Source organism: Staphylococcus sp. HMSC062H10 (genome assembly GCF_001836945.1).
Classification (GTDB): domain Bacteria; phylum Bacillota; class Bacilli; order Staphylococcales; family Staphylococcaceae; genus Staphylococcus; species Staphylococcus aureus.
Genome location: NZ_KV830977.1, coordinates 1 through 22,679, shown reverse-complemented (window position 1 = coordinate 22,679; position 22,679 = coordinate 1). Strand labels below are relative to the sequence as shown.

General features: G+C 34.3%; 12 protein-coding genes, 3 tRNA genes and 1 pseudogene. 5 read left to right on the top strand and 11 right to left on the bottom strand.

Going from position 1 to position 22,679, the window contains the following annotated elements:
• The first annotated feature begins 153 nt into the window (after positions 1 to 153).
• Positions 154 to 246: a hypothetical protein gene (locus HMPREF2658_RS06540; RefSeq protein ID WP_000220897.1), complete on the top strand. Its 93-nt coding sequence runs from the start codon at positions 154 to 156 to the stop codon at positions 244 to 246.
• 146 nt (positions 247 to 392) lie between these two features.
• Here the strand turns inward: HMPREF2658_RS06540 and HMPREF2658_RS06535 are convergent, their stop codons facing one another.
• The 3 genes from HMPREF2658_RS06535 to glmS form a co-directional block, all read right to left on the bottom strand.
• Complete coding sequence (locus HMPREF2658_RS06535) at positions 393 to 1,250, bottom strand: HAD family hydrolase (protein ID WP_000370934.1); 858 nt, start codon at positions 1,248 to 1,250, stop codon at positions 393 to 395.
• Between the two features lie 67 nt (positions 1,251 to 1,317).
• Positions 1,318 to 2,100: an ABC transporter ATP-binding protein gene (locus tag HMPREF2658_RS06530; protein WP_000908197.1), complete on the bottom strand. Its 783-nt coding sequence runs from the start codon at positions 2,098 to 2,100 to the stop codon at positions 1,318 to 1,320.
• A 232-nt stretch (positions 2,101 to 2,332) separates the two neighbouring features.
• A complete protein-coding gene (gene glmS, locus HMPREF2658_RS06525; protein WP_000334465.1) occupies positions 2,333 to 4,138 on the bottom strand; it encodes a glutamine--fructose-6-phosphate transaminase (isomerizing) in 1,806 nt (601 codons plus the stop codon).
• 680 nt (positions 4,139 to 4,818) lie between these two features.
• Here glmS and HMPREF2658_RS06520 point away from each other — a divergent pair.
• Genes HMPREF2658_RS06520 through HMPREF2658_RS06505 form a run of 4 tightly spaced genes read left to right on the top strand, consistent with a single transcriptional unit; the run spans position 4,819 to position 10,088 of the window.
• A complete protein-coding gene (locus HMPREF2658_RS06520; RefSeq protein ID WP_070854265.1) occupies positions 4,819 to 6,369 on the top strand; it encodes a PTS mannitol transporter subunit IIBC in 1,551 nt (516 codons plus the stop codon).
• A gap of 34 nt (positions 6,370 to 6,403) precedes the next feature.
• Complete coding sequence (locus HMPREF2658_RS06515) at positions 6,404 to 8,515, top strand: BglG family transcription antiterminator (RefSeq protein ID WP_070854263.1); 2,112 nt, start codon at positions 6,404 to 6,406, stop codon at positions 8,513 to 8,515.
• Positions 8,516 to 8,547: 32 nt separating this feature from the next.
• Complete coding sequence (locus HMPREF2658_RS06510; protein WP_001292154.1) at positions 8,548 to 8,982, top strand: PTS mannitol transporter subunit IIA; 435 nt, start codon at positions 8,548 to 8,550, stop codon at positions 8,980 to 8,982.
• Positions 8,982 to 10,088 carry a mannitol-1-phosphate 5-dehydrogenase gene (locus tag HMPREF2658_RS06505; RefSeq protein ID WP_000648721.1) on the top strand — a complete coding sequence of 369 codons (1,107 nt, stop codon included), beginning with the start codon at positions 8,982 to 8,984 and terminating at the stop codon, positions 10,086 to 10,088. The genes HMPREF2658_RS06510 and HMPREF2658_RS06505 overlap by 1 nt, the downstream gene beginning before the upstream one ends.
• A gap of 322 nt (positions 10,089 to 10,410) precedes the next feature.
• Here HMPREF2658_RS06505 and fmtB read toward each other — a convergent pair.
• The 8 genes and pseudogenes from fmtB to HMPREF2658_RS06465 form a co-directional block, all read right to left on the bottom strand.
• Positions 10,411 to 17,730 (bottom strand): annotated as a pseudogene (gene fmtB, locus HMPREF2658_RS06500) (LPXTG-anchored DUF1542 repeat protein FmtB).
• A 283-nt stretch (positions 17,731 to 18,013) separates the two neighbouring features.
• Entirely contained in the window at positions 18,014 to 19,369 is a 1,356-nt protein-coding gene (gene glmM / locus HMPREF2658_RS06495; RefSeq protein WP_070854261.1) for a phosphoglucosamine mutase, read from the bottom strand.
• 26 nt (positions 19,370 to 19,395) lie between these two features.
• Complete coding sequence (locus HMPREF2658_RS06490; protein WP_000894031.1) at positions 19,396 to 20,328, bottom strand: CdaR family protein; 933 nt, start codon at positions 20,326 to 20,328, stop codon at positions 19,396 to 19,398.
• A 1-nt stretch (position 20,329) separates the two neighbouring features.
• Positions 20,330 to 21,139 (bottom strand): diadenylate cyclase CdaA, encoded by an 810-nt coding sequence (gene cdaA, locus HMPREF2658_RS06485; RefSeq protein ID WP_000347896.1) that lies wholly within the window; start codon positions 21,137 to 21,139, stop codon positions 20,330 to 20,332.
• Positions 21,140 to 21,326: 187 nt separating this feature from the next.
• Positions 21,327 to 22,235: an arginase gene (gene rocF / locus HMPREF2658_RS06480; RefSeq protein WP_000162593.1), complete on the bottom strand. Its 909-nt coding sequence runs from the start codon at positions 22,233 to 22,235 to the stop codon at positions 21,327 to 21,329.
• Between the two features lie 141 nt (positions 22,236 to 22,376).
• A tRNA-Lys gene (locus HMPREF2658_RS06475) sits at positions 22,377 to 22,449 on the bottom strand.
• 3 nt (positions 22,450 to 22,452) lie between these two features.
• A tRNA-Gln gene (locus HMPREF2658_RS06470) sits at positions 22,453 to 22,527 on the bottom strand.
• A gap of 9 nt (positions 22,528 to 22,536) precedes the next feature.
• Positions 22,537 to 22,620, bottom strand: a tRNA-Tyr gene (locus HMPREF2658_RS06465).
• Between the last annotated feature and the right edge of the window lie 59 nt (positions 22,621 to 22,679).

The following is a 22,679-nucleotide window of genomic DNA, read 5'->3' as shown; positions in this document are numbered from 1 at the left end:
CTCTTAAACTTTAGTTGTTAGGGGCTCTTATGCAGTTGATGCGTAGCATCCAACTGTGTTCCTCTATTTTTAATACAGCTATAGTTGATGTCATATGATATTTTAATATTAGTTTAAACTTATATCCACTCAACATAAAAAGGAGAGGTAAAGATGACATATGGTTCAATCATCGCTATCGCTTGTGCACTATTTGTAATCTTCTTTATACCGTATATGGAAAAGAACAATAAAAAGAAGAAATAACACAAGCGTCTGGATTTCTAGTATACAAGAGGCTGGCACATAAATCCGTAAAAAACAGCAGTAAGATATTTTTTAATCAGAAAATATCTTACTGCTGTTTTGTATATTGCTCATCAACTATTTTAAATTAATTATTAAAACACCAATTAATCAGCTAAAAAATGCTTTGCTAAATATTTTGCTGCGCCATCCTCTTCATTCGTATATGCCGTTACATCTGAAGTTAATGCTTGGATTTCAGGGCGTGCATTTTTCATTGCGACTGTGTAATGTCCAAATTCAAACATTGCTCTATCATTGTCGCTATCTCCAATAACTAACGTTTCTTCTTGATTGATGCCAAAATGTTCAATCATTTCTTTAATGCCTGTACCTTTATCAGTTTGATAAGCCATTGTTTCCGCATTAAATCTTGATGAATTTGAAACACTAATCTGTAGTTGCACATGATTTTGCTTTAATTCATTTCTAAATGCTGTTATTTTTTCTAAATTCGAACTGAATAGATAAATTTTTGAATATTCACCTTCAGGAAACTTAGTTACCCAATCTATCTTACCAGCAAGCGCATCTTGTCTTGAAGACCATTCACTATGACTTACGCCATTAATAGGATCTTGACTACGAATCATATCTCGCATCCATGTTTCATCTTCTTTTAAAGAAACTCTATTACCTTCAAAAGGAAATACCTCATAATAAATTTGTTGGCGCTTAGCTAAATTAATAATTTGTTGCACTTGAGCCAATGATAAACCATGTTTGAAGATAATTTCTCCATCTACTTCTCCAATGGTTCCATTTGAACTAATGATGCCATTTACCGCAAAATCTTGTGGTACAAGTTGATGTATTTCAGAATGCGAACGTCCAGTCGCCAAAAATACTTTATATCCTTTCTCTATCAATCGATTAATGACATCTTTCGTATACGTTGATGCTTGATTATTTTCATGTAAAATTGTACCATCCATATCCAAAAATATTGCTTTTACGTTATCCATATTGCCCTCCACTGTCAATTTTAGCTTAATTAAATTTTGTCATTATTAGTTAGTATTTGCAAAATATTTACTCTAACATCGCCATAGAAAATCGATTATTCCACCTTTGAACTGCTACTTTTTTCCGGAAGAAATAAGACATGTTTTCAGATGTCAAAATATCATCTATTAATCCTTGTTGTACACTTTCCCCATCTTTTAATAACAAAATTTTAGTAAAGTTACCAGTAATTTCTTCAATAAAGTGCGTCACATAAATCATCGCAAGCGTTGGATATGAATCTGACAATGAGTCAAGTATACTTAACAACGATTCTCGTGCAATAAAGTCTAAACCAGCTGCTGGCTCATCTAAAATTAAAACCTGGGGTTGCCCCATTAAAGCTCGCGCAATCATCACTCGTTGTTTTTCACCTGTAGATAAATAACCAATATATTGTTGCGCTTTAGCAGACATTCCAACTAATTTAAGTAATTGATGTGCTTCATTACGTACCTTATCATCAATATCTTGATAAACACCAATTGATTTAAAAGCACCGCTTATCACCACATCGATTACTCTTTCACCCTCTTGAAACTTTTCCAGTAAACTATGAGATACAAAACCTATATGTTGTCGTACAGTCTCTGCAGAATACCCTACCTTGCCTGGCATTTTACCAAATAGATTAACACCGCCAGTTGTCGCAGGTTCATACGCATTTAATATATTTAATAGCGTTGTCTTACCAGCACCATTCAATCCATATAATATCCATTTGTCACCTTTAGCAATTTGCCAAGAAATATTTTTTAAAATTGTTTTTCCTTGCTTCATTCGCCCAACTTGTTCTAATTGAATTAACATGCGAGGTCACCCCTTTATTGCTACTCCATACTTCTCATAAAATCATATTAACATACCACTCTTAATTGTCAGACTATTTAAATAAATAAACTGCTTCATTTTTGCATTTTACTGCCGAATTAAGATGAAGTAAAAGCTAAATCGACCTAAAAAAGCACCCTTCTAGTCGATTAATCTAAAAGGGTGCCATATACTTTAATTTTAATGCATGCTTGTTTCAAAAAGCAGTGAATTATTCTACAGTGACTGATTTAGCAAGGTTACGTGGTTTATCTACATCTAAATCTCTGTGCAATGCTGCATAATATGAAATTAATTGTAATGCAACTACAGACACTAATGGTGTTAATAATTCATGTACATGTGGAATGACATAAGTGTCGCCTTCTTTTTCAAGACCTTCCATAGAAATGATACATGGGTGCGCACCACGTGCTACTACCTCTTTAACGTTACCACGAATTGATAAATTAACTTTCTCTTGCGTTGCTAAACCTACAACTGGTGTACCTTCTTCGATTAAGGCAATTGTACCGTGTTTAAGTTCGCCACCTGCAAAACCTTCAGCTTGAATGTAAGAGATTTCTTTAAGTTTTAACGCACCTTCTAAACTTACGTTATAGTCAATAGTACGTCCGATAAAGAATGCATTGCGTGTTGTTTCTAAGAAATCTGTCGCAATTTGTTCCATAATTGGTGCATCGTCAACAATCGCTTCAATTGCTGTTGTTACTTTTGCTAATTCTCTCAATAAATCAATATCTGCTTCACGACCGTGCTCTTTTGCAACGATTTGAGACAAGATTGATAATACTGCAATTTGTGCAGTATATGCTTTTGTAGATGCAACTGCGATTTCAGGACCCGCGTGTAATAACAATGTGTGGTCTGCTTCACGTGATAAAGTTGAACCTGCAACATTAGTGATTGTTAATGATTTATGACCTAATTTATTAGTTTCAACTAATACTGCACGGCTATCTGCAGTTTCACCTGATTGAGAAATATATACAAATAGTGGTTTTTCAGATAATAATGGCATGTTATATACAAACTCAGATGCAACATGTACTTCAGTTGGTACACCAGCCCATTTTTCTAAAAATTCTTTACCTACTAAACCTGCATGGTAGCTTGTACCTGCTGCAATAACGTAAATGCGGTCTGCTTCTTTAACATCATTGATGATGTCTTGATCAATTTTCAAGTTACCTTCTGCATCTTGATATTCTTGAATAATACGACGCATTACTGCTGGTTGTTCATGAATTTCTTTTAACATGTAGTGTGCATAAACACCTTTTTCAGCATCTGATGCATCAATTTCAGCAATATATGAATCACGTTCTACAACGTTTCCATCTGCATCTTTAATAATAACTTCATCTTTTTTAACAATAACGATTTCATGGTCATGGATTTCTTTATATTCGCTTGTCACTTGTAACATTGCAAGTGCATCTGATGCGATAACATTGAAACCTTCACCAACACCTAATAATAATGGTGATTTATTTTTAGCAACATAGATTGTGTCTTTGTCTTCAGCATCTAATAAACCTAATGCATATGAACCATGTAATAATGACACAACTTTTGTAAATGCTTCTTCAGTTGAAAGTCCTTGATTTGAAAAGTATTCAACTAATTGAACGATAACTTCTGTATCTGTTTCTGAAATGAATGATACACCTTGTAAGTATTCACCTTTTAACTCTTCATAGTTTTCAATAACACCGTTATGAACTAGAGTAAAACGGCCATTTGATGATTGATGTGGATGAGAGTTTTCATGATTCGGTACACCGTGTGTTGCCCAACGTGTGTGACCGATTCCAACAGGTCCATCAAAATCGCTACTATCAGCAACTTTACGTAATTCTGCAATACGACCTTTTTCTTTAAATACAGTTGTATTATCATCATTTACTACTGCGATACCTGCAGAGTCATAACCTCTGTATTCTAATTTTTCTAAACCTTTTAATAATAATTCTTTGGCATTATCATAGCCAATATAACCAACAATTCCACACATAACGACATTTTCCTCCATATTGGAATAGTACGCGTAAATTATGATTTATTGCCGATAATTTAGATTGACAATCTGCTTTCATAATATAAATAGGAACATGCTATCATCGCATTCATCCATAACAAATTAAGCATAGTTATTTTTACAACTATACAAATTGCTCACACTGTACTTTCCATATTAATATTTTTTATATTCAATTTCTGGCGATCTTATTAACTTTGTCCATTAAGTCACCCTAATGTTTTACTTAATAAGCTAACGAATGAGCCACATCCGGGATAGCATCCGCCGATCTATTCGATCACTATCCTCCTCGTCTACAAATACATATATTGCACTCTATAAAGGCCACTCATATATTAACCTTTAATCTTCAAATACAAATATTTATTTGCACAGGCGCTTTAACTGTACTGCCGAACTTTCCCCCTTTCCATTAATCATTATTGTACAACGGTGTTGTTTTGTTTTGCAAATATTTTCACAATAAAACTTTAAAAATCCTAAAACAATTTTTTTGTTTTACTTTTTCAAAATATCTATACCGTCACATTTATGACACTTTATTTAATTTTGTCACATTTATTTTGACAAAGTTGATTTTTGTTTATATTGAGTAAAAAGTAACGGCTCTATACACTATATATAGTCACATATATTAAAAAAGAGGTGTAAATATGTCACAAACTGAAGAGAAAAAAGGTATAGGACGTCGTGTTCAAGCATTTGGCTCATTCTTAAGTAGTATGATTATGCCAAAAATTGGGGCTTTCATCGCTTGGGGTTTTATCGCGGCCATTTTTATAGATAATGGTTGGTTACCTAATAAAGATTTAGCTACTTTAGCTGGACCAATGATTACGTACTTAATCCCATTATTAATCGCATTTAGTGGTGGTCGTTTAATTTATGATTTACGTGGTGGTATCATCGCAGCAACGGCAACTATGGGGGTCATCGTTGCATTACCTGATACACCAATGTTACTTGGCGCTATGATTATGGGTCCACTTGTTGGTTGGTTAATGAAAAAGACAGACCAATTGATCCAACCTAGAACACCACAAGGTTTTGAAATGCTATTTAATAATTTTTCAGCTGGTATTTTAGGATTTATCATGACAATTGCAGGATTTAAAATTTTAGCACCACTTATGAAATTTATTATGCATATTTTATCAGTGGCAGTTGAAGCATTAGTACATGCTCACCTACTTCCACTTGTAAGTATTTTAGTAGAACCTGCAAAAATTGTATTTTTAAACAATGCGATTAACCATGGTGTATTCACACCACTTGGTGCAGATCAAGCTGCAAAAGCTGGTCAATCTATTTTATACACAATTGAATCTAACCCTGGACCAGGTTTAGGAATTTTACTTGCTTATATGATTTTTGGGAAAGGTACTGCAAAAGCAACGTCATATGGTGCTGGAATTATCCACTTCTTCGGTGGTATTCATGAAATTTATTTCCCATATGTATTAATGCGTCCTTTATTATTCATCGCTGTTATTTTAGGCGGAATGACTGGTGTTGCAACTTATCAAGCAACAGGATTTGGATTTAAAAGTCCAGCGTCACCAGGTTCATTTATTGTTTACTGTTTAAATGCACCTAGAGGTGAGTTCTTGCACATGTTACTCGGTGTATTCCTTGCTGCACTTGTATCATTTGTCGTAGCAGCTTTAATTATGAAGTTCACTAAAGAACCTAAACAAGATTTAGAAGCTGCAACTGCTCAAATGGAAACTACTAAAGGTAAAAAATCTAGTGTTGCATCTAAGTTAGTATCTTCTGATAAAGATGCAGAAGTTGAAGCGAATGCAAGTACTGAAGCAAAAACGAATGCGGATGTAACATCTACATTAGAGGATGATCCTGAAGCATTATTGGATAATTACAATACTGAAGATGTTGATGCACACAATTACAATAATATAGACCATGTTATATTTGCCTGCGATGCGGGTATGGGTTCTAGTGCAATGGGTGCAAGTATGTTACGCAACAAATTCAAAAAAGCAGGCATTAATGATATTACTGTAACAAATACTGCGATTAATCAATTGCCAAAAGATGCTCAATTAGTTATCACTCAGAAAAAACTAACTGATCGTGCTATTAAACAAACACCAAATGCCATCCATATATCAGTGGATAATTTCCTTAATTCACCAAGATATGAAGAACTTTTAAATAATCTAAAAAAAGATGATCAAGCATAATAATTAAATAAATTAAAAAATGGAGGATACCGCCATGTTATTGAGTACACGTGAAAAAGAAATGATAGCCCTATTGATTAAGTACCACGGTCAATATATCACTATACACGACATTGCTCAGCAACTTGCGGTGTCCTCTCGTACTATTCACCGTGAATTAAAAGGTGTTGAAGCATATTTAACTTCATTTTCATTAACTTTAGAACGCGCAAACAAAAAAGGGCTACGCATTGCTGGCGAAGAGTCTGATTTAAACGATTTGAAGCAATCAATCGCAAAACATCAAACCATTGACTTATCTGTTGAAGAGCAGAAAGTAATTATTATATACGCTTTGATACAAGCCAAGGAGCCAGTTAAACAATATAGTTTAGCGCAAGAAATTGGCGTTTCTGTCCAGACTTTAGCAAAGATGTTAGATGATTTAGAGCTCGATTTAAATAAGTACCAACTATCTTTATCTCGAAAGCGTGGCGAAGGTATTTACTTGGTAGGTACTGAATCAAAGAAACGTGAATTTTTAAGTCAATTAATGGTGAATAACTTAAATAGTACTAGCGTTTATTCAGTAATAGAAAATCATTTTGTCTTTCATTCATTAAATCAAATCCACAAAGACTTTGTTGACTTAGAGCGTATTTTTAATGTTGAAAGACTATTAATGGACTACCTAAGTGCCTTACCCTACCAACTTACCGAATCAAGTTATTTAACTTTAACTGTCCATATCGTGCTATCCATTTCACGTATAAAAAATGGAGAGTATGTCGCATTAAACGACGATATTTATGATTCTGTACAAAACACATTTGAACACAAAGTAGCAAGCGAACTTGCTGATAAACTTGGTCAAATATATGACGTCACGTTTAATCAGGCAGAAATTGCTTTCATTACTATCCATTTACGTGGAGCTAAACGAAAAAATCTTAATGATACATCAGTAAATAATCGTTGTGAAGAGAACAAAATTAAAGCGTTTGTTAAAAAAGTAGAAATGATTTCAGGTATGACATTTGCAGATTTGGATACTTTAGTTGATGGACTGACGCTACACCTTAATCCTGCAATCAATCGTTTGCAAGCTAATATCGAGACCTATAATCCGTTAACAGACATGATTAAGTTCAAATATCCAAGACTATTTGAAAATGTAAGATTAGCTTTAAATGATAGTTGGCCTGATTTGATTTTTCCAGAGAGTGAAATTGCTTTTATAGTTTTACACTTTGGTGGCTCGATTAAAAACCAAGGTAATCGTTTTTTAAACATATTAGTCGTTTGCAGCAGTGGTATGGGAACTAGCCGTCTATTATCAACTCGTCTAGAGCAAGTTTTTAGTGAGATTGAGTGTATTACACAAGCATCAGTCAGCGATTTGAAGTCACTAGATTTAAGTCAATATGATGGCATTATTTCTACTGTGAATTTAGACATCGACTCCCCCTATTTAACGGTAAACCCATTATTACCAGATAGTGATATCAGTTATGTCGCACAGTTTTTAAATACAAAGTCTACGTTCCAAGAGACGCATGATCAATCATCAAACATGATTGATAAGAATGATGTTCATGTTGAAACGAAAGATATTGATGGCAACACATCTTTTGAAAATGAACAAACTTCATACTTAACTTCAATTTTCGAAAAACATTTAAGTGACGAAAAATCAGAACAATTAATGCATCATATGCGTTCGGGTTTAACTTTGCTTGATTCAGTGAAAATAGTTAGTACCGAAGTTAAACAGTGGCAAACATATATCGCAGATTATCTATATCAATCCGATGTAATAAACGATCCAACGTCATTCGCTGAACTACTAGAGCAACGATTGATTGACAATCCTGGATGGATATTAAGTCCATATCCTGTTGCAATACCACATCTAAGAGACAATATGATTAAACACCCTATGATTCTAATCACAGTTTTAGAAGAACCGTTAACATTGCCTAGTATTCAAAATGACAATCAAACAATTAAATATATGATTTCCATGTTTATTCCTGACAATGATTTTATGGCATCACTGGTAAGTGACTTGTCCGAATTTTTAAGTTTGAAATTAGAATCTATTGATACTTTTATGGAAAATCCACAGGAACTTGAAACATTATTAAGAAACAAATTTTTAGAATGAATTAAAAAACAATTTATTTAGGAGTGTACAAAATGAGCGAATTATTTAGTAATGACAATATCTTTTTAAATGTAAATGTTAACAGCCAAAATGAAGCAATTGAACAAGCAGGTAAAGCCTTAGTTGATAGTGGTGCTGTAACAGATGCTTATATTCAAGCAATGAAAGATCGTGAGCAAGTCGTATCAACATTTATGGGAAATGGCTTAGCAATTCCTCATGGCACAGATGAAGCTAAAACAAATGTGATTCACTCAGGTTTAACATTATTACAAATCCCTGAAGGCGTTGACTGGGATGGCGAAGTAGTTAAAGTTGTCGTGGGAATCGCTGGTAAAGATGGCGAACATTTAGACTTGTTATCTAAAATTGCAATAACATTTAGCGAAGAAGAAAATGTCGATCGTATCGTTCAAGCAAAATCTGCAGAAGAAATTAAACAAGTATTCGAGGAGGCAGATGCATAATGAAAGCAGTTCACTTTGGTGCTGGTAACATAGGTCGTGGTTTCATTGGTTATATTCTTGCAGACAACAATGTTAAAGTAACATTTGCAGACGTCAATGAAGAAATCATTAATGCTTTAGCTCATGATCATCAATACGATGTTATTTTAGCTGATGAGTCTAAAACAACGACGCGTGTGAATAATGTTGATGCAATTAATTCAATGCAACCTTCTGAAGCGTTGAAACAAGCAATTCTAGAAGCTGATATTATTACAACAGCTGTTGGTGTTAACATACTACCTATTATTGCTAAATCTTTTGCGCCTTTCTTAAAAGAAAAAACAAACCATGTTAATATTGTTGCTTGTGAGAATGCTATTATGGCAACTGATACATTGAAAAAAGCGGTACTTGATATTACTGGCCCTCTTGGTAACAATATTCATTTTGCTAACTCAGCAGTTGATAGAATTGTACCATTACAAAAGAATGAAAATATATTAGACGTTATGGTTGAGCCATTTTACGAATGGGTTGTTGAAAAAGATGCATGGTATGGCCCAGAACTAAATCATATTAAATATGTTGATGATTTAACACCATATATTGAGCGTAAATTATTAACTGTGAATACAGGACATGCATATTTAGCGTATGCTGGTAAATTTGCAGGTAAAGCTACCGTATTAGACGCTGTAAAAGATAGTTCAATTGAAGCTGGCTTACGCCGTGTTTTAGCTGAAACAAGTCAATATATTACTAATGAATTTGATTTTACTGAAGCGGAACAAGCTGGTTATGTCGAAAAAATAATAGACCGTTTCAACAATTCTTATTTATCTGATGAAGTAACACGTGTCGGACGAGGTACGTTACGTAAAATTGGCCCTAAAGATAGAATTATAAAGCCATTAACATATCTTTATAATAAAGATTTAGAACGCACTGGTTTATTAAATACAGCTGCATTGTTATTAAAGTATGATGATACAGCAGACCAAGAAACTGTTGAGAAAAATAATTACATTAAAGAACACGATTTAAAAGCGTTCTTAAGCGAATATGCTAAAGTTGACGATGGCTTAGCCGATGAAATAATCGAAGCGTACAATTCACTTTCATAATTTATTGAGCTTTGTTTGAAACAAGAAGTTTCCAACGTTATGCGTTAACAATCAGTAATAATGTAGTAGTTCCGTTGAATTAACAATATTACATTTCTGAACATAAAAAATACTCCCTTCAACATAGACACTTAACTTGTGTTATGTATGAAAGGAGTATTTTTGCGTTAATGATTTGTTTGTTTTACTTTCGAGCCACAGCCACCTTTTCAATGGCTATTGGTCATTACTAAAACAAATTCATATTAACTGTTAGACTTGGTTACTTAGTAAGGAATATTTCCCAATGAAATAACTAGATGTTCACATTCTTAAATAAATTTTATTCTTCAGTTTGTTGGTCTTTCTTAGTGAATCTTCTAATTAAGAATGCCATACCTGCACCTAGAGCTAATTCAGCATATGGTAAATCATCATTATGTGACATACCAGTATCTGGTAAAGTTTTAGCTTGTTGTTTTGCTTTATTTTCTTTACCTTGTTGCGCTGATGTTGCCTTAGCTTCGTGTTTGTCAGTGTTAGTTACTTTAAGCATATCATGATGCATACTATGACTACCATTAGAAACTGTTACTGGAGATGCATTGGCACCGTCGTTTTGCGTAGCTTTATTGTTTACATCTGCAGTTGCACCAATTGCTGCTTGATTATCTTTTGTATCTGCTGTTGCCATGTCAGCTTTTTGACTATCCTCAGTCGAAGTCGCTTTATCTTTTGTTTCTGAAGATGCAGATGTTGATGGTTTATTCGAAACTGCAGTATCAGCTTTGCTTGGCGATTTATCTGCTTCATTAGATGCAACGTTAGTTTCAGACTTAAGTTGTCCTGCATCAGTTTGATTTGACGTACTTTCCTCTTTATCTTTTGATGTATTAGAAGGTACATTTGGTTCTGTTATGTCTGCTGAAGGCAATGTTTCAGTTGTTGATTCGACCATACTTTGATTTGTTGAATCTCTACCATCTTTTTCTACCTTAGCTTTATTTTCAGATTTTGGTTGTGCAACCTTGCCATTAATTGGTTGAGATTCAGCACTATTATTTACTTCAGCATTTTGATTTGAAGCATTTACAGATGCATTATCTTTTCTATCAGCAGTTGATGTTGTTTCTGTGCTCTCAGTAGTTGCTGGTTTATCAGTTGTACCATTACCCGTTGCCGAATTGTCTGTTGATGCATCTACACTAGAATTGTTATTAGCTGTCGGTTTATCATTTGCATCATCAGTTGATGAATTGTTTGTTGATGTTCCTGTTGTTTCACCTGTTGCTGAATCATTATGATTATTTGTCGTTGTTGAAGACGTATCTGCATTGGCATTATCTGTTGACTCAGTTACATTAGGTTGTCCAGTATTTTCTGGTGTTGCATTAGTATTTGAATTTGCTGTTGCATCATTATTATCTGAACCACTATTAGTATCATTAGCATTTGGATCCTTCTGAGGTACAATCGCTTCAATTGCAGGTATCGTTACATTTTGTAATTCATCAACTTCTGCATTTGTTTGTGTTTTATCTAATTTATCAGCAAATCTGTCAAAATATCTACCTAAATCCGTACGTGCAATTTCTTTCGCCGATGCATCTGCATCTGCATTTTTAATTATTTCTATTTGCTTGTTAACCACTTCTCTAATTGCTTCCAAAGCATTTTTCTTAACTTCTGGATTAATACGTTGTGCTTTAAGTTGTTCAAGCGCACTATTTTTGACATTAGCGATTTCTGCATTTGTAGTTTGATCAGAAATATCTTCAGTTGCTTTTGATAAAATGTCTTCTAAAGCATTCGTAAACGCTTCTTTTTCTTCAGTTGTAGCATCAGAGTCGACATTTACACCTGCTTCAATCTGGTCTAGTGCAGTTTCTAATTCTTCGATAGCTTTTTGTTTTTCTGTTGAGTCAATTTGAATGTTATCAAACGCCTCAAGTCCTTGAGCTTTCGCTTTTTCAACTTCGGCAGTTGTTGCTGCATCAGTAATGCCTTGTTTAGCTTGATCTGTAATTTGTTTAATCGTTGCTAATGCTTCAGTTTTTTCTTCAGCAGTTAACTGGTCACTTTGATCAATAGATTCTTTCGTTTCCTCTGCTTTAGCTTCAATAGCTTGGTTCGCTTTAGGTTTAACAGAAGCGTCAACTTGAACTGCATCAATAGTCGCTTTACCTTGTGTTAATGCATCATCAACGTCACCATTATCCACACCATTATTAATGCTTTCTAATGCAGTTTGAACATTTTGGTCAACTTGCTTGATTGCTTGTTGTTTTTCATCTTGTGTTGCAATAGTGTCAGCTGAAATATTATTTTTCTTCTAATCTGCATAGGCATATAAATCTGTTGTAGCTGATTCTTTTTTACCTGTTGGAATTGTGTAATCGTTAATATTATCTAAGTCATTATGAATTTGTACCTCTATGTCATCTTTAGAAGTAGCTTGATTAACGTTTTGATCCGCAGTTTGTTTCAATTCAGCAAGTTTTTGTTTCGCTTCAGCAATTTCACTTGAAGTCGATGCATTAGAGTTATCCGCTTCGTTTACTTTAGCATTATATGCATCTGCAATTTTAGCTAAAGCATCTTTTTTATACTCACTAAATGTTTTAACTGCATTAATTTTAGCTTTTCCATCTCTAACCGCTGCATCTACATAGTCATCAGTCGAAGATTGATCAATATTTGTTTTCGCTTGATTTAATACTGTATCAACTTCTTGTTTTGCATCATTAATTTCTTGTTGTGACGCATTTGGCGTTTGTTCAATTTGTGTTTTCTTATCAGCTGCAGCTTGATCTAATGCAGTTTTACCTGAAGGCTTCTTAACAGGATTTGCATGAAGTTGTTGAACTTTTTGTACTGCTGCGTCTTTAGCAGTTGTTACATCACCTGTTGTAGTTGATGTATTAATATTATTTAAACCTTCTTCATATGCTGCTCTAACTGGCCCTATATCTTTACCTTTTTCTTCATTGGTAGTCGTATTATCATTAAGGATTTCAGTTATTTTATTTTGCATTTCATTTAACAATTCAGCTCTTGCATTCGTTTTAACATCTGTTGATGCTTGAATTGGGTCGATGGCTTGAATTGCATTATCTTTTGCAGTGTTTACGTCATCAATTGACTGTGCATTTTCAATATTTTGATTTCCTTGTGTTAATTGTGCGTCTACTTGTTGATTTGCTTGTTCTTTTTCTTCAGTAGTCGCATCTGCAGTTTGTGCAATAAGCGCTTTTTGTTCATTTGCTTTTGCTGTTAGTTCACCTTTAGCAACATCTTTAATTGTCGTATCGGCAGTAATACCTTGAATGTCAGTAACTGCTTGATCTTTAATTTGCGTAACATCGTTAGTCGTTTGCGCATTTAAAATATCTTGATATGCTTTTTCTTTAGCTTTTAAAACTAAATCTTTTGCTGCATTTTTCTCTTCAGTTGTAGCATCAGTTGTATTATCAATAGCTTGATTTTGAGTTGTCACAGCTTGATCAACATCATTTTTAGCATTTGATTTAACTGCTGTTGCTGGTTGTGTACTTTGAATCGAATTTTTACCTGCATCTTTCGCCGTGTCTACCCCATTATTGTCAGTTGCAGCTGTAATGTTATTTTTCGCGTCTGTAACTGCTGTTGCTAGTTGTTGAATCGCCGCTTCTTTTTCTTCATTTGTTGCATTTTGATCGTTATTAATAATCGCTGTTTGTACTGCTTGTAATTGATCGATCTCATCTTTCGCTGCTTGTTTCTTCATAACTTTTGGTGTTACAGCGTTAATTGCCACTTCTGCATTCGCTTTTGCATCATCTACTTCTGCATTTGTTGTTGCTGCTGTGATGGCGTGATTTGCTTTAGCATTTTCTGTATTAGCTTCAAGATCTGCTTCTTGTTTTTCTTCATCTGTTGCATCCGGTGTAGCTTGAATCTCTTGCAACTTGTTGTTTAATGCAGTAGTGATTTCATTACGCGCTGTTGCTTTTTTATTAACAGTTGGTGTCACTTGATCAATACTAGATTCACCTGTTGTCTTCGCTTGATCAACTTCATTTTGACTATTAGCAGCTTCAATATGGCTATTTGCTTCTGTCACAGCATTATCTACATTCGCATTAGCCGCTTCAATTTCTTCTGCTGTAATGTCTTGCGTTTGAGCAATGGCTGCTTTACGTTCATTCGCTTTCGTAGCTATGGCTTGTTTCGCATCATCTTTCGTTGTTGTCGCTGGTTGAATTGCTTCAATTTTAGCAATTTCTGCATTTTTAGCCGCTTCTACTTCTGCATTTGAATGTGCACCATCTATTGCTGCATCAGCTGTCGTTTTTTCTGTTTGAACTTGTTGTTTCGCAGCATTTTTTTCTTCTGTTGTTGCACCGTTATTAGCATCAATTGCTGTTTCTTGTGCTTGTACTTTATCTGCAATTGCTTGTTTCGCTGTTGATTTAACATTTGCATCTGGCGTAATGGCTGCAATTGTAGCTTCATTTGTAGCTTTTGCATTATCCACATCTGTATTTGCTGCGGCATTATCAATGTCAGCGTTTGCAGTAACTACTGCTTGATCAACTTTGTCTTTAGCTGCTTGTTGTTCTTCAGTAGTCGAATCATTCATTGCTTCGATTGCTGTTTTACGTTCACTTGCTTTTTGAGCGATTTCCGCTTTTGCATCCGATTTCTTAGTTGTGGCAGCTTGAACTTGATTAATTGCAGCAATACCATTGTCTTTAGCTGTTGTTACAGCACTGTTTGTATTTGCAGCATCAAGATTCGTTCTTGCCTCTTGTTTTTTAGCATCTAATTGCGTATATGCCGCTTCTTTTTCTTCTGTTGTTGAAGCGTTACTATTTTGGATTTCTTGTTTACGTGTATTATATGCGTTGTCTACTTCCCTATCCGCTGCAGGTTTAACTCTTGCTTGTGTTTGAATGGCATTGATTTTATCTAATACTTTTGCTTTAGTATCAGCCACTTCTTGTTGAGATTTAACAACTTGGATGTCATGTAAACCTTCTGTTTGAGCTGCATCTACTGCTGCATTTGCCTCTGCTACTTCTTCATCAGTTGCATTTGAAACTGTTGCATTTTGAGCTTTTCTAGCTGTAGCAGCTTGTTTAACTTCTTTATAGGCATCCATTTTAGTTTGAGTTGAGTCCGTAATATTCTCAATTTTGAATATTTCCTCGTTTTTAACGCGTTCTAACTCTTGTGCAGTCGTTGTCGCTTCTATCGCTTTAACACCTGAAACTTTAGCTTTATTAATACGTTCAATGGCCTCCGCTACTTCTTCATTTGTTGTATCAGGATTTAAAGGTGCTTGATCAATTTGTGCTTGAACAACTTCGTCAAATTCTTCAAGAGCTGCTGCTTTAGCTGTTGTAGCAGGTGCAGTTTGATTAATATCATTGATTGCTTTTGTTTTAATGGCTTCTACTTGTGCATTTGTAGTTGCTGCATCAATATCTTTTATTGCCTTTGTTTCAATTTTACCAATTTTATCATTTGCTACATCTTTTTCATCTTGTAATGATGCATTTGACTTTTTAATTTGTTGTTTGCGTGTCGTAACAGCTTGAATAATATCTTGTTTCGCTTGTGGTTTAACAGTTGGTGTAATTACATCTTGTTCTAACACTGCGATACCATTATCTTTTTCAGTTGTAACACCTTGCGCTGTTGTTTGTTTATTAATTTCTGCGATTGCATTATTTTTATCATTGTTAATTTTAGTTACAAGTGCTGCCACTTCATCTTGCGTAACTTTTTTACTTTGTTGTGCTGCTGTAACCTTTTCTTGTGCTTTAGCATCTAATTCAGCAATTGCTGCTTGATTATCAATTAATGCAGCTTGTAATTTTGTTACTAAACCGTCAATATCCGCTTGAGATGCACGATTTGCAGTTTCAACATGATTCGCATCTTCATTTAAAATAGTGTCTGCTTGTTGTTTAAGTTTATTGTATTCTGCAATTGATGCTGTTGTATAATGACTATCATCAACTTGTGAGTTAACTTGTTGTTGCAACGCATCTTTGTTCATTTCAACCGCTACTGAAAATGGATCTGCAGTTAGGGTAACTTCTGGTTGCGCATTATTAATTACAACATCTGAAGCAGTACGATATGTTAATTTTTCATTAAAATCAATATTTTTAGGTGTATCAATATTCGCAACATTAACTTTATATGATAATTTTAAAGATTTATCTGGGAATAAAACTTCTTTCGTATGTGTACCACGTGCTGTTGTCACACCTTGGCTTGTAAATGTAACTTTATTTGCATTTTGATCATAATTGACAGTCATATTTTTCAATACTGTACTGTCTTCATTACCATTAGGGAATGTTGTAGTTAATGAATCATTAACGTAAGTTACACCTTGTGGTAATGTTACTTCATATTTAAATTGATCTGCTTTTAATGAAGCGCCAAAATTACCATTGTTACCGATTTCAGTATTAATAGTATATTCTTTATTGTTAGTTGCTTTCGGTGCTAAATCTCTATTTTTGACATATAAATGAGAACCTGAGAATAGACCTACATTATCAATGAATGAATAGTATTTATAACCATCTTTATTTGTTGTAATTCTTGAAGCATCAGCAACTGCTGTATTGTCAGGAATAAATTGTAAATCTAAACGATCAGCATCTGTTGGTACTTTAAATAAATGTGCAGTACCAGTCTTAGCTACATTTACAGTTGCTAATTCAGTATTTTTCTTAGCATCTTTAATAACTAAATTTGTTGCACCTTGCTTACTATTCGTTTGCATAGTAGTAAAGTTAATAATTAATTCTGAATCTGGTTTTACATTTACAGTTTTTGAAATACCGTTAAAGTTACCATGATCTGTAGAATCATTTGCATTCACACGACCTAATGCAGCTACATTCCCTCTAGCTTGGTAGTTTTGAGGGTTATTCTTATCAAACATATCGCTTCGTCTTAATTCGGAGTTAACGAAACCAATCTTACCATTGTTAATTAATGAATAACCATTTACATGATCTGTAACCGTTACAGTTGGATCCTGTCTGTTATCGTTTGTTGAAATGGCAGGGTCATCAAACGTTAATGTTGTATTAATACTGCCTTCACCTGTATTATTAGCATTTGGATCTTGTGGTTGTGCATTTGCTGCTACAGGTGCAGCTGGTTGCGCTGCTGCTGGAGCATTTGCTGGCTGTGTTTGATTTGCAGGCGCTGCATTATTAGGTGTTGCTTGGTTATTTCCTTGACCTGCTTGGTTTGCTGGTGCAGCTTGATTTCCAGGTTGTGCTTGTACAGCGTTATTCGGATCAGCTTGATTACCTTGTCCAGCTGGTTGTGTTGTTCCTGCTGCTGGTTGTGTTGTTCCTGCTGCCGGAGTGGCCTGTCCACCTTGATTTGCTGCTGGGTCTGCTTGACCGCCTTGATTTGCAGGTGCAGCTGGCTGTGCTGTAGGATTAGCTTGAGCACCAGCATTTGCGTTAGGCTGTGCACTGGCATCAGCTGGTTGTGCTGGTTGATTTTGTGCAGGCTGATTTTGCTCTGCTGCAGACGCTGTTGTCGGGTTAATAGATATAAATGTAACAGTGGCAATTAAAGCTGAAAAAATACCGACATTAAATTTTCTGATACTAAATTTTTGTTGTCTGAATAAATTCATTAAGTCATCCTCCTGGTTGATTATTCTCGCTGTTAAATGATGTCACTTAATCAACTTTTAAGATAAACAGTTTGCTTCCATCTTATAAAAGGCAGAGCAACTCTATCTAATTAAAATTAATTTTATCATCATTATATATTGCTTACCAGTGAATTTTATATTACATATTGATTACTTTGTTTTTATGTGTTCTTTATTATTTTGTCTTTACGAAATAATATTCTTGCTTTAGTCAAATTAAAAAAACCGATGCATAAGCATCGGTTTGATTTATATCTTGAAATTATTTATCTAATCCCATTTTATCTTGAACCACATCAGCTATTTGTTGTGCAAATCTTTCAGCATCTTCATCAGTTGCTGCTTCAACCATGACACGAACTATTGGTTCTGTTCCAGAAGGTCTTACTAAAATTCGACCTTCTCCATTCATTTCTACTTCTACTTTAGTCATAACTTCTTTAACGTCAACATTTTCTTCAACACGATATTTATCTGTTACGCGTACGTTAATTAATGATTGTGGATATTTTTTCATTTGTCCAGCTAATTCACTTAGTGATTTACCAGTCATTTTTATTACTGAAGCTAATTGAATACCAGTTAATAAACCATCACCAGTTGTATTGTAATCCATCATAACGATATGTCCAGATTGTTCTCCACCTAAGTTATAATTACCGCGACGCATTTCTTCTACTACATATCTGTCGCCAACTTTAGTTTTATTAGATTTAATTCCTTCTTGTTCAAGCGCTTTGTAAAAACCTAAGTTACTCATAACAGTAGAAACAATCATGTCATTATTCAATTCTTGATTTTTATGCATTTCTTGACCAATAATAAACATAATTTGGTCACCGTCAACGATTTGACCATTCTCATCTACTGCTATGATTCTGTCTCCATCGCCGTCAAATGCTAGCCCAAAATCACTTTCAGTTTCAACAACTTTTTCTGCTAATTTTTCAGGATGTGTAGAGCCACATTTCTCATTGATATTATATCCATCAGGACTACATCCAATTGTTTCAGTATCTGCCTCTAAATCACCAAATAAGAATGGCGCTAGTGATGATGTTGAACCATTTGCACCATCTAAAACAATTTTCAAACCTTCAAAGTTAACATCTACTGTTGATTTTAAATAGCTCAAATATTTTTGTGCCCCTTCAAAGTAATCTGAATAATGTACAATATCATTGCCAACTGGTCTTGGTAATTCTGGGTTTTCTTGATCCAATAATGCTTCAATTTCATTTTCTTGTTCATCTGATAGTTTAAAACCATCTGATCCAAAGAATTTAATACCATTATCTGCAACTGGATTATGAGAGGCTGATATCATTACACCTAACTCTGCACCCATATCGCGTGTTAAATATGCAACACCTGGTGTTGAAATAATACCTAATCGCATCACTTCTGCACCAATTGAAATCAAACCAGCTATTAATGCTGACTCTAACATTTCACCTGAAACTCTAGTATCGCGTCCTACAAGTACACGTGGGTGTTTTTCACCTTTATTATGTGCTAGAACATAGCCACCGTATCTTCCTAATTTAAATGCCAATTCTGGTGTTAATTCTTGGTTTGCGACACCTCTTACTCCGTCTGTACCAAAATATTTTCCCATTGTTTACTCTCCTTTAATTTAGCTATTTATTTTACATTGATATAAGCTTTTGTTTCACTTGGTTCTGCTTTAGTGACATGTTCAGGCAGATTGATTTTCACAGTCTTTTCAGTTGATTCTGAAATACCATCTAAATCTACTTCTGCATCAACTTCGCCTATATTTTGTAAGTCATCTCGACTACCGAAGATTTCAATTTCTTTATCTTCTAATTCAATGGAACTTAATTCTTTATCATCTGCTAAACTACCTTTCTGTTTAACATTTACTTTAACCTTTTTGCTAAAAGGCTCTACTTTAACTTGTAAATTCACTTCATTAGGTTGAATCGATACATTTAATTTATTCAGTTTTTTATCAAAAGCCGTTACTTCTGCGATATCTTTTGTGTCACCATTAATCTTTTTATTAGTTTTAAAAGTGGCTTTTAAATAAGCGATATCATTTAATTGTTCTTCTCCACCTGTTACTTTAACTGTTTGTGGTGAAACTTCTTGCTTTGTAATTTTATAAAGTGGATCAATATCACTCTGACTTACATCAGGTTGAACTGTCATCTTTTTAGTTACTTTGTTTTCAAGCGTAATATTTGCTAATTTAGGTTTTACAGAATAATGAATGTCATCAGCTAACCCTTTAACTTGATACTTCTCTTGATACTTTCCAGCTTTAGCATTTGATAAATCAATCACTACTCTTAAATCTTCTGGATTTTCAATTTTTATTATCTTTGATTGTGGTCCTGAAATAGTCACATTAACTGTTTCAGGCGCTTTTGTTAAATGCAAATCTTTAGTGTTATAAAGAATTTCAACGGGTACATCTTGAATCGTTTTACTAGACTTTTGACCAAGATTACCAGTGTTAAAGATATTTCCAAAAACATTGTTAACAGATAAAAAGAAAAACAATGCCAAAAGAAAGGCAATAAATCTTAAGCCCCATTTACTTTCTAGCATATTATTTCACACCTTTCTTTTGAAAGCGTGTGCCAAACCAATGTTCAGCAAGCAACTCTTCAAAAATTTCGTTTGAAATGTCTCGGCGTAATTTTCCATCAAATGTTACCGAAATATCACCAGTTTCTTCAGATACAATAACGGTAAATGCATCAGATACTTCTGAAATACCAACCGCTGCTCTATGTCTTGTACCCAAACTTTTAGATATCTTAGGACTATCAGACAATGGCAAATAACTTGCTGCTGCTGCAATCTTCGTGCCTTGAATAATCATTGCACCATCATGTAAAGGTGTATTAGGTATAAAGACATTAATTAAAAGTTCTTGTGAAATATTTGAATCCATTGCAATACCTGTTTCAATATAATCTTGAAGACCTGTTTCTTTTTCAAAGACAATTAATGCACCTATACGTCTTTTAGCCATATATTGCACAGCCTTTGAAACCGATTGAATCAGTTTCTCTTCATCTTTACTATACGTATTAGATGTATAGCGTTTTAAAAAGCTACCTCTACCAAGTTGTTCTAACGCACGTCTAATTTCTGGTTGGAATATTACTATTAAAGCTAATACCCCCCATTGAATAACGATATCAAATAATTTAGATGTTGCAGTCAAGTTCAATATCATACTTATCTGCTGACCAATAACAATTACTAATATCCCTTTAAGTAATTGTATCGCTTTAGTTCCCTTAAAGACCGTGATGAGAAGATAAAGTACATACCAAACTATCAGTAAATCAAGGATACTCGTTACAATTTTTAACGTACTGAGGTTTTGAAAAAAGTTGGAAAAATCCATAACATCTCCTCCGGGTAATATTTTTCCATAATACCCATTATACCAATCATTTACATCACTGTCATACGAACATATATTTAAATAGAAAAAATTTATTTTAAAGATTATAACTACTCTTAATCATTTTAGTGAATTAAAAAAGTAGTGCAAAAAGCAAAATATACTTTATACACTACAAATCATTTATTTATAATAAAGTTTCACCAAAAAATGTTCCAATTAATGAAACTGCCTGCTCAGCAGTATGGTTGTTATGATCAATAAGTGGATTCACTTCAACTAAGTCCATTGAAGTAACTGACTGAGACTGATGTAATAATTCCAGCGCAAAATGACTTTCTCTATATGTAAGTCCGCCTAAGACTCTAGTACCTGTGCCTGGCGTTTCAAGTGGATCTAAGGCATCAACATCTAAAGATAAATGAACGCCATCAACATTGCGTGACTTCAAATATTCTATTGTATTTTCAATTACTTCCTTTATCCCCAATTTATCAATATCTGACATAGTAAATGTTTTAATATTATGATCTTTGATAAATTGTCTTTCACCTTTATCTAAATCTCTCATACCAATTAGTACGATGTTTTCTGGCTTGATTACATTACTATTTAATTCTAAAAGTTCTTTAGGACCTTCACCTGTCAAAATCCTTAGAGGCATACCGTGAATATTTCCACTTGGTGACTCTTCAGGTATATTTAAATCACCATGTGCATCATACCAAATAACACCTAAATTATTATAATGTTTACTTATTGCTGATACTGAACCTACCGCAATAGAATGATCTCCACCAAGAACTAGAGGAAATCTGTTATTTTCAATTGATGCTGATACTTCTTTATTTAATTTTTGAGTAACATCTATAATTTCATCGTAGTTTCTTAATCCTTTTTGTTCACTTTGAAATTTTTCAATGTCTACAACTGATACCTTAATATCCCCTTTGTCATTAACATCAAGGTCTAATTGCTTTAGTCTTGGTATTAAACCTGCATATCTAATCGCAGTTGGTCCTAAATCAACACCTAATTTTCTTTGTCCAAATGTTGACGGTACACCAATAATATCAATTCCTTTTTTCTTTGTCATAAGCGTCCCCCTTTGTTATACATAATTTCAGAATAATGTATACGCTTACTATAATCAAGTAATAGCCATAACATAACGCCTTAGCATTCTAATTCTCAAAAAATGAAAAAAGCACTTCCCAAGAATGGAAAGTGCAAGTAGTGAGCCATAGAGGATTCGAACCTCTGACCCTCTGATTAAAAGTCAGATGCTCTACCAACTGAGCTAATGGCTCTAATGGCTGGGCTAGCTGGATTCGAACCAACGAGTGACGGAGTCAAAGTCCGTTGCCTTACCGCTTGGCTATAGCCCAATATATAGATGGTGGAGGGGGGCAGATTCGAACTGCCGAACCCGAAGGAGCGGATTTACAGTCCGCCGCGTTTAGCCACTTCGCTACCCCTCCAGCTTATTCAGTTAATTAATAATCAAAATGGTGGAGAATGACGGGTTCGAACCGCCGAC

Bases quoted from the DNA above. Each gene is read 5' to 3' on its own strand.
- HMPREF2658_RS06520 (WP_070854265.1), top strand. From the start codon at position 4,819: ATGTCACAAACTGAAGAGAAAAAAGGTATAGGACGTCGTGTTCAAGCA.
- cdaA (WP_000347896.1), bottom strand. From the start codon at position 21,139: ATGGATTTTTCCAACTTTTTTCAAAACCTCAGTACGTTAAAAATTGTA.
- HMPREF2658_RS06505 (WP_000648721.1), top strand. From the start codon at position 8,982: ATGAAAGCAGTTCACTTTGGTGCTGGTAACATAGGTCGTGGTTTCATT.
- HMPREF2658_RS06540 (WP_000220897.1), top strand. From the start codon at position 154: ATGACATATGGTTCAATCATCGCTATCGCTTGTGCACTATTTGTAATC.
- HMPREF2658_RS06535 (WP_000370934.1), bottom strand. From the start codon at position 1,250: ATGGATAACGTAAAAGCAATATTTTTGGATATGGATGGTACAATTTTA.
- glmS (WP_000334465.1), bottom strand. From the start codon at position 4,138: ATGTGTGGAATTGTTGGTTATATTGGCTATGATAATGCCAAAGAATTA.
- HMPREF2658_RS06515 (WP_070854263.1), top strand. From the start codon at position 6,404: ATGTTATTGAGTACACGTGAAAAAGAAATGATAGCCCTATTGATTAAG.
- HMPREF2658_RS06510 (WP_001292154.1), top strand. From the start codon at position 8,548: ATGAGCGAATTATTTAGTAATGACAATATCTTTTTAAATGTAAATGTT.
- HMPREF2658_RS06490 (WP_000894031.1), bottom strand. From the start codon at position 20,328: ATGCTAGAAAGTAAATGGGGCTTAAGATTTATTGCCTTTCTTTTGGCA.
- glmM (WP_070854261.1), bottom strand. From the start codon at position 19,369: ATGGGAAAATATTTTGGTACAGACGGAGTAAGAGGTGTCGCAAACCAA.
- rocF (WP_000162593.1), bottom strand. From the start codon at position 22,235: ATGACAAAGAAAAAAGGAATTGATATTATTGGTGTACCGTCAACATTT.
- HMPREF2658_RS06530 (WP_000908197.1), bottom strand. From the start codon at position 2,100: ATGTTAATTCAATTAGAACAAGTTGGGCGAATGAAGCAAGGAAAAACA.